The sequence below is a fragment of the Arthrobacter sp. Soil782 genome (assembly GCF_001428435.1).
Classification (GTDB): domain Bacteria; phylum Actinomycetota; class Actinomycetes; order Actinomycetales; family Micrococcaceae; genus Arthrobacter_D; species Arthrobacter_D parietis.
In genome coordinates this window covers 1-12,373 of sequence record NZ_LMSO01000008.1, presented here as the reverse complement: position 1 = coordinate 12,373, position 12,373 = coordinate 1, and the positions used below count along the sequence as shown (strand labels likewise).

At 61.6% G+C, this 12,373-nt stretch carries 20 protein-coding genes and 1 pseudogene; 15 read left to right on the top strand and 6 right to left on the bottom strand.

The window, feature by feature from the left end; translation table 11 throughout:
• Positions 1-387: 387 nt before the first annotated feature.
• A complete protein-coding gene (locus ASH00_RS16685) occupies positions 388-525 on the bottom strand; it encodes a hypothetical protein (RefSeq protein WP_157359078.1) in 138 nt (45 codons plus the stop codon).
• A gap of 231 nt (positions 526-756) precedes the next feature.
• Here ASH00_RS16685 and ASH00_RS09390 point away from each other — a divergent pair, with 231 nt between their 5' ends.
• The 12 genes from ASH00_RS09390 (at position 757) to ASH00_RS09335 (ending at position 8,541) form a co-directional block, all read left to right on the top strand.
• Complete coding sequence (locus ASH00_RS09390) at positions 757-1,611, top strand: competence protein CoiA family protein (protein WP_056547924.1); 855 nt, start codon at positions 757-759, stop codon at positions 1,609-1,611.
• Positions 1,612-1,643: 32 nt separating this feature from the next.
• Positions 1,644-2,195 carry a hypothetical protein gene (locus tag ASH00_RS09385; RefSeq protein WP_056547921.1) on the top strand — a complete coding sequence of 184 codons (552 nt, stop codon included), beginning with the start codon at positions 1,644-1,646 and terminating at the stop codon, positions 2,193-2,195.
• Between the two features lie 44 nt (positions 2,196-2,239).
• Positions 2,240-2,563 (top strand): hypothetical protein, encoded by a 324-nt coding sequence (locus ASH00_RS09380; RefSeq protein WP_056547919.1) that lies wholly within the window; start codon positions 2,240-2,242, stop codon positions 2,561-2,563.
• Positions 2,564-2,601: 38 nt separating this feature from the next.
• Positions 2,602-3,084 (top strand): hypothetical protein, encoded by a 483-nt coding sequence (locus ASH00_RS09375; protein ID WP_056547916.1) that lies wholly within the window; start codon positions 2,602-2,604, stop codon positions 3,082-3,084.
• Between the two features lie 141 nt (positions 3,085-3,225).
• Positions 3,226-3,768, top strand: coding sequence for a hypothetical protein (locus ASH00_RS09370; protein WP_056547913.1), 543 nt, complete (start codon positions 3,226-3,228; stop codon positions 3,766-3,768).
• Between the two features lie 145 nt (positions 3,769-3,913).
• Positions 3,914-4,498, top strand: coding sequence for a hypothetical protein (locus ASH00_RS09365; RefSeq protein WP_056547910.1), 585 nt, complete (start codon positions 3,914-3,916; stop codon positions 4,496-4,498).
• 146 nt (positions 4,499-4,644) lie between these two features.
• Entirely contained in the window at positions 4,645-5,163 is a 519-nt protein-coding gene (locus ASH00_RS09360; protein WP_056547908.1) for a hypothetical protein, read from the top strand.
• 39 nt (positions 5,164-5,202) lie between these two features.
• A complete protein-coding gene (locus ASH00_RS09355; RefSeq protein WP_056547905.1) occupies positions 5,203-5,550 on the top strand; it encodes a hypothetical protein in 348 nt (115 codons plus the stop codon).
• Positions 5,551-5,598: 48 nt separating this feature from the next.
• Positions 5,599-5,952 (top strand): hypothetical protein, encoded by a 354-nt coding sequence (locus ASH00_RS09350; RefSeq protein ID WP_056547902.1) that lies wholly within the window; start codon positions 5,599-5,601, stop codon positions 5,950-5,952.
• Positions 5,953-6,076: 124 nt separating this feature from the next.
• Positions 6,077-6,400: a glutaredoxin domain-containing protein gene (locus ASH00_RS09345; protein WP_056547898.1), complete on the top strand. Its 324-nt coding sequence runs from the start codon at positions 6,077-6,079 to the stop codon at positions 6,398-6,400.
• Between the two features lie 67 nt (positions 6,401-6,467).
• Positions 6,468-7,595 (top strand): hypothetical protein, encoded by a 1,128-nt coding sequence (locus ASH00_RS09340; protein WP_056547896.1) that lies wholly within the window; start codon positions 6,468-6,470, stop codon positions 7,593-7,595.
• A 10-nt stretch (positions 7,596-7,605) separates the two neighbouring features.
• Complete coding sequence (locus ASH00_RS09335) at positions 7,606-8,541, top strand: L,D-transpeptidase (RefSeq protein ID WP_056547892.1); 936 nt, start codon at positions 7,606-7,608, stop codon at positions 8,539-8,541.
• A 5-nt stretch (positions 8,542-8,546) separates the two neighbouring features.
• On the opposite strand, the gene ASH00_RS09330 is transcribed toward ASH00_RS09335, so the two are convergent.
• Positions 8,547-8,933, bottom strand: a complete 387-nt coding sequence (locus tag ASH00_RS09330) for a hypothetical protein (protein WP_056547889.1) — start codon at positions 8,931-8,933, stop codon at positions 8,547-8,549.
• 140 nt (positions 8,934-9,073) lie between these two features.
• On the opposite strand from ASH00_RS09330, the gene ASH00_RS09325 reads away from it, so the two are divergent.
• Positions 9,074-9,316 carry a hypothetical protein gene (locus ASH00_RS09325; protein WP_056547886.1) on the top strand — a complete coding sequence of 81 codons (243 nt, stop codon included), beginning with the start codon at positions 9,074-9,076 and terminating at the stop codon, positions 9,314-9,316.
• A gap of 2 nt (positions 9,317-9,318) precedes the next feature.
• On the opposite strand, the gene ASH00_RS09320 is transcribed toward ASH00_RS09325, so the two are convergent.
• Positions 9,319-9,792 (bottom strand): hypothetical protein, encoded by a 474-nt coding sequence (locus tag ASH00_RS09320; RefSeq protein WP_157359077.1) that lies wholly within the window; start codon positions 9,790-9,792, stop codon positions 9,319-9,321.
• 578 nt (positions 9,793-10,370) lie between these two features.
• On the opposite strand from ASH00_RS09320, the gene ASH00_RS09315 reads away from it, so the two are divergent.
• A complete protein-coding gene (locus ASH00_RS09315; RefSeq protein WP_056547880.1) occupies positions 10,371-11,186 on the top strand; it encodes a hypothetical protein in 816 nt (271 codons plus the stop codon).
• Between the two features lie 16 nt (positions 11,187-11,202).
• Here ASH00_RS09315 and ASH00_RS09310 read toward each other — a convergent pair whose 3' ends face one another.
• From ASH00_RS09310 to ASH00_RS09300, 3 genes are read right to left on the bottom strand one after another with little or no spacing between them, the layout of a single operon-like run.
• Positions 11,203-11,610: a hypothetical protein gene (locus tag ASH00_RS09310; protein WP_056547877.1), complete on the bottom strand. Its 408-nt coding sequence runs from the start codon at positions 11,608-11,610 to the stop codon at positions 11,203-11,205.
• Between the two features lie 28 nt (positions 11,611-11,638).
• Positions 11,639-11,878, bottom strand: coding sequence for a hypothetical protein (locus tag ASH00_RS09305; RefSeq protein WP_056547874.1), 240 nt, complete (start codon positions 11,876-11,878; stop codon positions 11,639-11,641).
• Positions 11,875-12,219, bottom strand: coding sequence for a helix-turn-helix domain-containing protein (locus ASH00_RS09300; protein ID WP_056547870.1), 345 nt, complete (start codon positions 12,217-12,219; stop codon positions 11,875-11,877). Before ASH00_RS09300 ends, ASH00_RS09305 begins: the two co-directional genes overlap by 4 nt.
• Before the next feature lie 33 nt (positions 12,220-12,252).
• On the opposite strand from ASH00_RS09300, the pseudogene ASH00_RS16680 reads away from it, so the two are divergent.
• Positions 12,253-12,373, top strand: a pseudogene (locus tag ASH00_RS16680) (IS3 family transposase); the annotation flags it as partial.

Sequence of the window (12,373 nt, the reverse complement as noted above, 5' to 3'; positions counted from 1 at the left end):
AGAGCATCCGACGGCCTCCGTGGGAGGCAGAAACGCCGTCGGCCGACGACCACGATTCAAACACGCTTGGGCTCCTTTTAATTTTTCGGGCTGGCGCGTTGCTTCCACGTAATTTTATCCGTGAATGTGCTGGCGCTTTCCCGCGCGAAATCATCATGGCAACGTGTCTCTTGCCCAATGAATTGCCCATCAGGATCTCACAGCAATGGAGTGTGAGCGGTGACGGCCGGGTAGTAGGCGGCAATAGCTGGTGCAGCGGAGCCGAACGATAGAGCTCCGGCGACGGAGCGGCCGCCAAGACAGCTTCCCGGACCTCCACGTTCGCCTTCGATGTGAATGGACCGAGTCCATCACCCTCGGCGGCACCTCCGACAGACGCAGGAAGCGTCAGTCCTCGTCGAGCAGCACCCGGATCATATGCAGGACCAGCTCACGTTCCCGTGTTTTCAGCCCGTCCGCCGATTCAGGCAGGACGAATGGCCCCAACCCTCCCGCCTCCGGTTCGGCGGCTTGCCGCAAGTTCACATTGTGTCCTTCAACGCCACTAAGAGAATCATTCAAGCCGCTCATAGTTGAACCTTAGACGCCAATACCGATCTGTTCGAAGATCCGCCTCGCCGGAGCAGTAGACGTTGTAGATAGGTGTTGGTGCCACGGAGACTCCCCAAACCAATTTCCGGCAGAGCGTGCCTAAAATTGCGTCTTGTTGTATGATGGAATCAGATTTCATCACCAGGCAGAGAAGGATTCTTCCACATGTTCACCACTATGACTGCAGATCGTTCCGCACGTATCGCGCTCCCTGGCGCCACGGACATCCAGGCAGCATCAGTGACGCGGGTGAACGGCACTGAAGCCCACGACCTGGCTGCAGCAGGCGAATTGCGCTGCGAAGAGATCCACTGCGATGCACCGATCTTCTTCCGTTCACCCCCCAACTGCAGGCCGCACTGGTACCACGCGGCGGGAACCGCCAACGACTGCGCCACCACAGGCGGCTCCGCTGGTGAGTTCCACCGCTACCTGCAATACGACGTCTTCGGTCCAGCCTTCGCCCACGAATTCTCTGTACCTGGTGCCCGTGCCGATGCCATCGTGCAGCGGATCGGGTCCAAGAAAAATGTCGCCATCGAGATCCAGCATTCGCCAATCGCCAAGGAGACCGTTCTTCGCCGGCACGCCGCCCACCAGACCGCCGGCATCATGGGGACCGTCTGGGTCATCAACTCCGCCGACATCGCCCGCGACGGCACCATCATCCTCACGCAGTGGGTCATCGATCTTTTCGAGGCCTGCCAGAACACCCCGGACAACTACCCGTGCACCGTCATGATCTACAGGGACCGCCGCCATCTCGGTGGAGGGGAAGCTCTCCGAATTATCGACCGGGCCGAGATTGGCCACGACGCAGAGGGGCGCCGCACCGCCGATATACGGCTCACTGCAGACACAATCCGCATCGAGGCGCTCCGCATCTTTGCTGCGGGCAAGGACCGACCGCGGGAGATCCCGGCAGAGCTCGTCGCCGACGTCCGCGCACTGGACGCTGCACCAACCCGCCGCGTCAAGAAGATCGTCCCTGCGTGGCAGCCCACCACACAGGCCGCCTAAACCTCCAAACCACGACCGGAAAGCAAATACCGATGAACACCACCACTCACGCCCTGCGCCCCGTCGCCTACCCCTGCCCCGTTACGAATCTCGTGTACGCCGCCATGCTGGCAGTCCAGCGTCGGCTGCAGGCAGGGACGACGGCCGAGAAGCTGGACGACGGTGCCCACTCGGCCAACAGTGGCGTGCAGCGGGGCGGACTCGCGGCCCTGCGCCGGGAATTGGTCCGGCGCTACGAAGACACGAAGCAGCACGCCCCCGCCGCCCTGTGCGAACTCGGCTTCGAGGCAGTCGACGGCCCTGGGCTCCTCACCCTGGTAGAGCCCGGCACGGCCGAGGCGTACACCATGGACCACTGCGGCGTGCACGACGGCCGGTTCCTGGGTTTCACGGAGATTATGCAGGACGTCGTGGACTTCCTCACCGAGGCCGAGTCCCAGGGCTTCCTGGTCCTTCCGGCGGCCCTCCGTGAGTCCGACCCCCTGGGCCTGTCCATCGTGGGGAAAGCCGCAGCAATGGGCACCGAGCCTAAACCCGAAGCCCGCCGGCCGCGCGCTCAGGCTCGAACCGACTACGACTTCTGAACCGCTACCACCCAGCCATGCAGCACCGACCGAAGGAACGCACCGTGAACACCATGACAGCGCCCCGCATCACGAACCGGCAGGCCACAGTCCGGCCCCCGGCACCGACCCGTACGACCATATCCAGGGTTACCCGCGACACCGACGGCACTTTCTACTGGGCCGTGTCCGAGGAGGAAGCCGGCGTACTCACCCTGTGCCGCTGTTCCACCCTCCCGGGCCAGGCCGCCGGCTTCCGCACGAAAAGCTTCGGTAAGCGCTGGTTGACCTGGCTGTACGCGAACGAATTCACCTTCGCCGGTGTCCACCCGGACAACTGGCGGGCCCACGCCCTGGAAGCTTTCCGGTCCATCGACATGGATTTCTAAATCGCCAACCATCACCACCCGTAGAAAAGAGATTCACCATGATCACCGACACACGCTTCCACGGCCTCGCTAACCCAGAAGAGCTCACCGGCATGAAGCTGGCCTTCGCTACTACACCCCTGCCGCAGGGCTACCTCAACCGAGTGGTCTACCAGCCATTGAGGGACCACGGCCTCGCTATCCGAGTGCAGGAAGCATTCGGACACGGCCACCTGTACACCAGGGAAGGCTCAGACCTGATATTCGTCCCAGACCCCTCTATCCCCTCCCACCTGGTCATTGAGGCACTGCAAACAGCAGGGGTAGACCGCGTGGTCACTGAAGCGATCGAGGCAGAGGCAGCGTTCGCCGCCGACCGCCACGCATCCGGCAGTCTCTGGACGACCCCAGAGCTGCGAGGCATTTCGAAGAACTGCACAACTAGCGATTTCCGCACCGCCTACCTGACCGTCCTGCGAACCGTTCTTCAGGATCCGAACTATCGCAACCGGGTCGGCGCCGAGCTTCCGGAGATCTTCTAAGAAACGGCACCCGGCCCTTCAGATGGTTACACGTGCCTCGACTTGCCTTCTATGTTGTATGATGGCATCATATTGCCTAGCGGATTACGCAACGATTCGCTGAAAGATTTACCGTTTTCATCCGCCACAGATTGGAACACTATGAGCACCTCAACCAAGATCTTGAAGGCCGCCGCAGAAGCTGAGCTCAACTACGACAAGGTGGGCTACCAGCTCGACCTGATCCCCCTGGCAGGCATGACCTTCGCTGAATTCGAGAAGGTCGGCCCACACAGCAAATTCGCAGCCCTCTCGCAGTCCTTCACAGCCTGGGGTGAGACGACCGCGGACGAAGGAATCACGTCACGCACCGTCAAAATGCTGCACCGAGCAGAGAAGCTGAGCTGGACGTTCATGGACGGGCCCGCCCAGCAGATCGACGAGGTCAAGTACGGAACCGCCATCGACACTGCAGTGGCACACGGTGTCCGCGCCCTGCGAGGACAGACTCCTCCCACGGCAGCAGAGTTGCTTTGCCTCGTGATCGCGGTGGTGAACGGCCAGGGCGATGGCGGCTCTCTGCGCAACATGAAGATCGCCGCTGAGGCTACCGAGAACTTCACGATGTTCGATTGCTACGGCCCGGTCTCTCCCAGCTGGGAAGAGGAGGACGCGGAAGACGAGGCAGCTCCGATCGCGGCCTAACTCTCTTCCGGGGTGGTGCCCGGAAATGAACATTCAAACGCTCCTGGGCAGCAGGACTTTTCTCCTCTTTCACCTGCTGCCTGGAAGCCCTTGAATCTGAAGGCTTAACCCATCCGCCAGCAACACCCTCACAGATCGGATCCCCATGAGTGCTCCCACCCTGACTCTCGTTTCCACCCTCACCCAGGCCCAGATCGACGCTGAAGCTGAAGCATGGGATAAGTCCGAGTACCTCGACGAACTTGAGAATGATTACGACCGGGCAGACATCGCGGTCGCTGAGTTCGTGCAGCTCGATCTGACTGCGCAGTTCGTAGCCCACACCCAGTCTTTCGGAGCCCTGACCGAGTCGCTCCACAACGAGGACATCACGGACCGCACTCCCGAGATGGCCACCCTGCTGCAGGAAAAGAGCACGGCATTCATGGCCGCCGCCCTGGCACGACCCGATGACTCCGAGATCGATGACTACGAGGTCAGGATCGGAAAGAGGATCGCCACTGCAGCTGCATACGCAGTCCAGGCCTTCCGCGGGGAGACGGCCCCGAACGCAGGAGACCTGCTCTGCCTTCTCATGTCGACAGTCGCCGGCCAGGGTGACAACGGCCCTTCCCGCAACCGAAAGATTGCCGTCGAAATGACCGAAGGGTTCACCATCTTCTGCGTCTACGAACCGGCAAACCCCAGCTGGGGTAAGAGGCCCGTCACACCACTCTCCATCGCGGCCTAACGATCTTCCGGGGCGGTGCCCGGAATGAACGCGTCAAGCGTTCCTGGGCGGCAGGACTTTTCCTCTTTCACCTGCCGCCTGGGATCCCTTGAATCCAAGGATCACCCACCACCAGCAATCCGCCACTGAACGAAATCGAGAAAACCGTGAGCACCGAAACTACCCAGACCAACGGCCGAGCGAAAACCAATCGAAGGGTTGCGGTCGTTGAATTCCTGTGTCTCGCCCCGCTGGCGCAATTCGACAAGCTAGTCGAGAACTTCGATTCGCTGGTCGAGTTGACCTTGACCGAGGGCATCACAGAACACACCGGCGCCAAGCTGTCACTACTGGATGAGCTCGGTATGGCGTTTATGTCAAAGTCCGGCAGCCTCGTCGATGACGCCAAGCGGGAGATCGGGAGCCGCATCGAAAGCGCTGCCATTAGCGGCGGTCGCAGTTTCCGCACACACGAAGCCCGCATGCACGGCGCCTGCAGCGTCGGTTGCACTCGCACCAGTGCGCACCAAGGTGTCACCCCGGAAGAACTGCTCTGCCTTCTGATGGCAGCGCTTCACGGTAAGGCCGACAACGGCCCTTTCCGCAACATGCAGGTTGCCGCTGAAGTAACGAAAAATTTCACCGTCTTCCCATCCGCCAGCGACGTCATCCCGGCCGTCCGCTAATAATCCGCCCACTAGCAAGCCCCACGAAGCGAGAACACCTTGAGCACCGAAATCGTTGAACGTCCCGCACCCACCGAAGCCCCCTGCGCCACTTTCCACAAGACCGCCAAAGGTGAATGGGTAATCCTCGGCCCCGAGAAGATCGTCGCCGAGGGCTCCGTGACCGTCACGCTGAAGAGCGGCAAGACCAAAGTCGTCAACATCGTGGACGTCGGCAAGAGCTTCGAGAAGGACGGCATCCTGCAGCGGTACGGGTACCGAGCCAAAGAGGATAAGCCGGCACCTGTCGCAACTGCGGCCGCACCTTCCGCGGATGAGTCGGATCTGGATTTCCCGCCGGCCGACTTTGTGCCAGCCCCTGATGAGGAGGACCACCACACCTGGTAGGTCAACGTCCACGTCCGCAAGTCCGCCGCTGCACGAAGTGGGAGCACCGTGAGCACTGAAACGATCGAGCGTCCTGGCTCCACCGAAACCTCCTTCGTCCGCTTCAAGCCGCGCTGCACAGATGCGGACAACAAGGAGTGGGTGGTTGAAGGGCTCGAGGACCTCGTCAACGTGGGCCCAGTGACCGTCACGCTGAAGAACGGCAAGACCACAGTCGTCAACGTCGTGGGCGTCGGCAAGGTTGTTCTGCGAAACGGCAAGCGCCACCGATACGGCTACCTCACGGCCAAGAAGGACAAGCCAGCGCGGGGCGCAGATACATGGCGCACACGGCGCGCGGATTTGACCCCAAGCAGCTTCGTAATGGGCCCCGATGAGGAACCGGAAGCCTGGGACCTCTAGGGCAGCCACGTGTCCCTGCGCCTCGCGTTTTTGCAGCAGCTATGTTGCAAAGATGTGGCAATCCCGATAGTCTGACATTACGCAACGTAAGCGTTGCGTTTACCATCCGCCAAGGAGAATCCGAATGACCGAAAACCCCTCACTAACCGTCCTTCCGTCGCCTAAGACGGTTGTCATGTACAGCAAGTCTCAGTGCGTTCAGTGTGACGCCATGAAGCGTGCCATCGCCAAGACCGACGTTCTGGTGAACGAGCTGGACGCCACTACGGCCGAGAATCGCCAGCTCTGCATCGACCTGGGCTACATGCAGGCACCGGTCACCGTGGTCTATCAGAACGGTGAGATTACCGACAGCTGGTCCGGCTTCAACCCGAACAAGGTCAACGAGCTCAAGAACGACCCCTTGGTCGTGCGAGTCCCGACGGGAGGGCACGAACTGGCCGCATAACGCCACACAGCCCGGCATCCCTCCACCTACTGACCTACCGCCAGTTCAACCACTCTCAGGAAGCATCATGAAAGCAAACCGCGTCATCAAGTCCACCGGAGCGTCCCTGATCCTCGCTGCACTGCTCTCGGCCGGCCTGATGCCGGCGCACGCCGGCGACATGGCAATCGGTGCCCCCGTCCCGCCCCTGGAACCAACTTACGGTGTGCCCGTTCCAATCGATTCCGCCCCATTCGACCCCACACCCGTTCACGGTGGACCAGTAGGTGATACTTATCCGTTCGATCCTCCGCAGGCGCCCGGATGCGCACCCACCAGCAGCGACGGACAGTGGGTCGGCTGCTTCCGACCGCAACTCACCATCACGCAGGCCGAAACGACCGTAGGGAAGCCCGTGCTGCTTGATGGCTCCGGTTTCGAGCCCAGCGAGCAGGTCTCCATCGCAGATGCAGAAGGCAGGTTTAACCTGTCAACGGTGGCTGATGACACCGGATCCTTCCGCTATGAGTGGTCAGTTCCCGGATACAATACCGTCGGCAACGGCATCATGCTCAGCGCCACCGGTGCGCTCTCCCAGCACGCGACTGAGGGAGTCCTGGTGCAAGTGACCCCGGCGTACATCTCCGAGGGCGATACCTGGGGGACGCTCGTGGGCTGGTACCCGGGCGAGGAACTGGCCATCACCGCGAACGGCGCTCCTCACCCGAGCCGGTTCGCATCCGCCGATGGAACCTCGAGCAACTTCGACGAGCTCGCCAATGATTTCCCAGGCGAGACGCTGATCGAGGTCCACGGAACGCAGAGCGGCGGCTACTACTCGGCCGTCCTCGTTCCTTTCAAAACGGGTCCGCAACCGCCGGTGGAGCCCGAGCCCATCGAGGAGGAGCTCCCGGAGCCCAAGCTGGAGGTGACGGTGGACGTGCCCAAGACCGTTGAAACGGTTGAGACAGAGACATCCGTCCCGCCGGCTCCGGTCCGCCCTCAGCCACAGGCAGCGCTGGTCTCCAACGAAGCAGAGGACATGAGTTTGGCATCCGGCGCGGTTGCCACCGCCTTGCTCGCCGGTCCGGCATTCCTGGCCTTGGCCCTGCTCGCCGGCCCAAGCGTGCTGGTTTCCGGTGCGGTTTCGGCTGCCTCGGCTATCGGTGCTGGATTCCTGGCCCGTCGACTGAACAGCAAGACCAGCGGCAAGTAAGGACCTCACGATGCTGACCGGGATCCGAAAGGGTCTCACCTCCGTCGGTGTCATGGCCGCTGTGCTCTTCACGGGCCCAGCGGCCATGGTCGTGCCCACGCAGGTGACCGCCCAGGTTGTCGCAGTGAGCACCGCTCAGCCCAACAATCCGGCACTCACCGCGGCACCGGAAGTCCTCCCCGAGCCCGCCAGAGGGGCGCCTGCACCCTCCTCTGAACGCACACCCCAAGAGACCACCGCCCCGTTGCGGTGGATCACCGCTGATGCTGTCTTCCCGGCTGCCCCTGCAGATAACGGAGCGCCCTACAGCGGCCTCCTGGTGGCGCCGAAGGCTGATGGACTCCTCGTCTACGTGTCCCCAGGCGCGGATGCTGTCGGGATGATCCCGGCCCGTGTCATCGATTCGGAAGGCTCGGACCGAACCTGGATGCCGGCCATCGGACCCATTGACGGCAAATGGCTGCAGGTGCTCCTGCCTGCCCGGCGCAATCTGCCTTCTTCCGGTGATCCCGTGAATGGTGCCACCGGCTGGGTCCTGGCATCCGATGTCCTCACCAAGTCCTCGAACGTCACCGTCGACGTGGATCTGACGGCCAGGACAATCACCGTGGCCGACGGAGCAGCCGTGCTGGACGTCTTTCCCGTATCCATTAGCGGTGGGGATGAGACTGCGCGTGGCCGGTCCTTCGTCACGGGCCGCTACTCGACGGCGATCTCGCAGAATTGCTCGGCCCAACCCATGATGGCCCTCTCGGCACAGAGCGAAAGCGTCGACGGTTACATCGACCAGCCAACCGCCGTCCAAGCAATCCACGCCTTCTCGGAGGACTGCCGCAGCATCTCGGGCTACACCGCGGCCACACCAGGCTGCATTATCGCCAACGAATGGGACATTCCGCGGCTACTGGAGCTCGTCCCGGATGGCACACCGGTCACCGTCCGGTGACTACGTCACCACTCGACCCCGTAGTGGTTCTCTGCCGCCTCCAGAACCCGCTCAGGCTCGTGCAGATGATCCACTGGCCGCTCATTAATGAGCTGCCCGGTGCGGGAGCACAACCAGTGGGTTAGCCCCTCTTGCGTCTTGCCGTACTTGCCGGCGACCTCTAGTAGCCCAGCCATGACAGGCAGGGTTTTCCCTTCATCCAGGTCGAATTGGAAGCCTGGGTAAAGGAGAGCGTCGCCACGATGGACGCTAATCAGTTGTGCGGCGTCATGCCCTTCCAACCTGACACCCAGCAGGCGGGCGACTTCACCTCCGGTGAGCAGTCCGAACTCCGCCTCTATCTCGTTCCAGGCAGTCCCAGTGGCTTGTGGCTTGTGCTCGGGAAGGTCCATTCTGAGAATGTACTCGCATCACCAGCATGGACTGGTAGCTAGGCTCTAACCCATGAGCGCGCTGTCCGACCTGCTGAACGATTCGAACACTGAGCAGCTGTCCGCCCCGACGGATCACAGAAGTTGCAGCGTCGAAAGGTGTGGTCGTCTCGAACACGTCGATCTCGAAATACCTGCGCGCGGTGCCAGAGGAACCCAGCGAGAAAATCCTCCAGGCGTTCTCGGTCGCCCTGGGCATTCCCATGACGAAGCTGCGTGCGGCCGCCGGGCTGCCGACAGGGGAGCTGGAGCCGTTCGTGCTGCCGGAGTCCGCGAACCGGCTGAACACCCGCCAGCGCGAGCTCGTCCTGCACACGATCCGGGTGCTGCTGGCCGAAGACTGAGGCTAAGGACGGTTCGGAATCGGGTCGTTCAGGATTTTGATCTGGGCCGAGGTGTCGCAATCAAGGCTGATTTCCGTGAAATGCGAAAGGAGCAGCGTGTGTTGAGGATCGACTAACCAGTATTTTATGTTCGCCCAATCTGGGTGGTCGCTGACTTCGCTGAGACTGAATCGCAGCGCTTGCTTGGGTGCTAGAGATATTTGATAGGGACGGATGTCGCCCGTCGGCGGCGTATATTCCAAGTCGAGCCAGTAACTCTTCTCAACCTCACCAGCCGAATTGATCCCGACGACGTTGACGGCGGTACTTAACCAGACATCCACGGCGACACTGGCATCGTTTCGAACTACGCCGCTCATGTCGACTGGCCGGCGGCCTGGGAAGCCGCCACTTGGTCCGAGACGGGCTTCGTCGAGTGAAACAGACAGATGGCCGGTTGGGCAGACAATCTCCGGCTCAACGTCGGGTTGACGCACCTGCTCGGAAGGCTGTGGCTGTGATTGTGGCGCAGGAACTGAGGAAGGCGCGGGAGCCCAAGGCGATGCAATAGCTGGTGCCGTCATAGGTTCCTCGACGGCCGGCACGGGATTCGCGGCCGGTGAGGGTGCACGGGCCTGGGGCGCGGTGCCCTGGCTGGGCTCTGTCTTGCCATGTGACGGCGTTCGAGTCGGCGAAAGGGAAGGAACTGCCTCATCCTCCGTCTCGGGCGAGGTAGCCGAGACGGCAGTCGTCGGCTCCGGGCTATTGCCGCGGCTGGATGCGTAGAGGATGACGGCCCCGCAGAGCAGGATGACGACGGTACATACAGCCACAAGAACGTTGAATGATTTCTTACCGAATAGTCCATCCCCCATAGGAGGAGTGTAAGGGGTGGAGCGCGGATCTCTGTTCGGTCCGACAGCCGCCGCGCACAAGCAAGTGTGACCAGGTTTAGCCTCGCCAGGCAGGCGGAACCGCGCCGCCAGCTACGGGGTCATCACCCGGCTGCGCGCGTCCTGAAAAGGTCCGTCTTCCGCTTAGAATTCTCTCCATACATCCGAATATGGGGGACCCAATGAACAAGCTGGCTTCTATTGCTCTGCTCTCTGCGCTGCTGCTCGTGACGGGATGTGGCGCCGACGCCGCTCCTAGCGCAGAATCCACGTCCAGTTCGCCGTCAGCCACACCCACGACGAAGAAGGCGACACCGAAGCCGACGCCGACAAGATCAGCCACGCCCACACCCACGCCTACTCCTTCGCCCACGCCTGAAGCGGCACAGTTCAAGTACAGCTGCTACTCGGAGGCGGAATCGAGTATCGAAACCTACTACACCTTCCAGGCAGCATGGGATGTCGCCTATGACAACTGCGAGGTCAACCAGACTGGCGGAGAGGTTTTGGACAACGATCGCAAGGCCTTGGAGGTCGCCTATGGCCCCGACGCCGAGGAGGACTCGCTCAAGTACCTCTACGGAATTTGTGCCTCCACCGTTGGGATACCCGTAGACGACATAGTGAGCACAGGCCAAGCCGATGAAGCCGCAGGAGCGATCCTTCTGTGTCCGGAGCACCCGAAGGTCGCCCAGATTCAAGCTAACATCGAGAAGGCAAGGGCCGCCGGCAGGGAGCAGGAAGCGATTGAGGCTGACCGGGCAACCGGCAAGTTCGTCACATCCGGTTCGTACCTCATCGGCAGCGAAGCGCAGCCAGGCACCTGGCAGTCACAGGGACCGAAAGTTGAGGACTGCTACTGGGAGGTCTCGGACGCCTCCGGGAACATCCTTGCGAACAACTTCATATCCGTCGCCCCGCAGTTCACGATCGTTGTGCCCGCCGATGCCGCAGGATTTACGGTGGAAGGATGCGCCTTCCGTTGGATCGGCGGATAGGGCCTGTCACAAGCGTCTACCCTGCGCCGTGCAGTGATCGCTCGCGAATAGAAATGCGGACCTCGGCGAACTCTGGCGGAGTCTCACGCCGGGATAGGTCTTTCCAGGCCTCGCTGAGTGGTCGGAAGTCGTAAGGGAACCACTCCGCGGGCAACCGTTTGGGCTGAGTCCAGACGGGTGTCTCCTGGCCGCTGATCCGGCAGGCATATCTCACGGCTGCGGTGATCAGCGCATCCCATTTCGCTGACCCCATAGAAGGCGGCTGGGTGGCTTCACTCAGGTCGTCGGCCGCCGAAAGCTGGCGGATCACTTCGACGAGGATGCGGAGCGCGAACTCCGGGTCACCCTTCTCTAGTTCCCGCCGCATCTGTTGTACTGCGAGGTACAGGGTCCGCTCAGCCTCTCGATCATCCTGCCGGGGCATGGTCGTGCTGACAGGCGCCGCGGTTCGGCTACCACTTCTCGGGGTGGTCGATGAGTTCCTGTGCGAGGATCTGTGAACAGTTCCAGTCCGCCTCGCACTCGTGTGGGGATGCCAGGATCTCAGCCGGCGTCGACATGGAGTTGAACATGAGGACCACCTCGTCCCAGCATGTTTTGCATCCTGTGTCGGTCAACTCCCAGCCGGTGATTGCGTGGAAGTAGACACGGACGAAGTCGCTGGCCTGGGTTTGCTCAGCACCTGCACTCATTTTGTGGCTCCGATTTTCGTATTGAGCTCTCGATAAAGGGTAGCTTGGCTGACCCCGACGGCCGCGGCAATTTCCTTTACAGTCATGTGGCCGGCGTCGTAGAGGTCCTGGGCTCGTGACTGAGCCTTCGGAGAGAGTGCTTTCGGTCTGCCGCCGTTCCGGCCGCGCGCCCGCCCCGCCATGGCACTCTTGGTTCTCTCACTGATCATCGCACGCTCGAATTCAGCCGTCGCACCGATGATCTGTAGCGCAAATTTGCCGGCAGACGTCGACGTGTCGATCGCTTGGTCGAGCTGGTTGGGTCCCCGGGTAGGAGTCCGGTGACTGTGTGAGTTTCGCATCCGATAATGGGTGCAGGAGGAAATTCACAGATTATGGCACGTAGGCATACCCCGGATCAGGTCGTCGCGAAGGTCCGGCAGGGGCAGAAAATGCTAAATGACGGCAAGCCGATGATCGAGGTCATCAAGGAGCTGCAGGTCACCGAGGCAACCT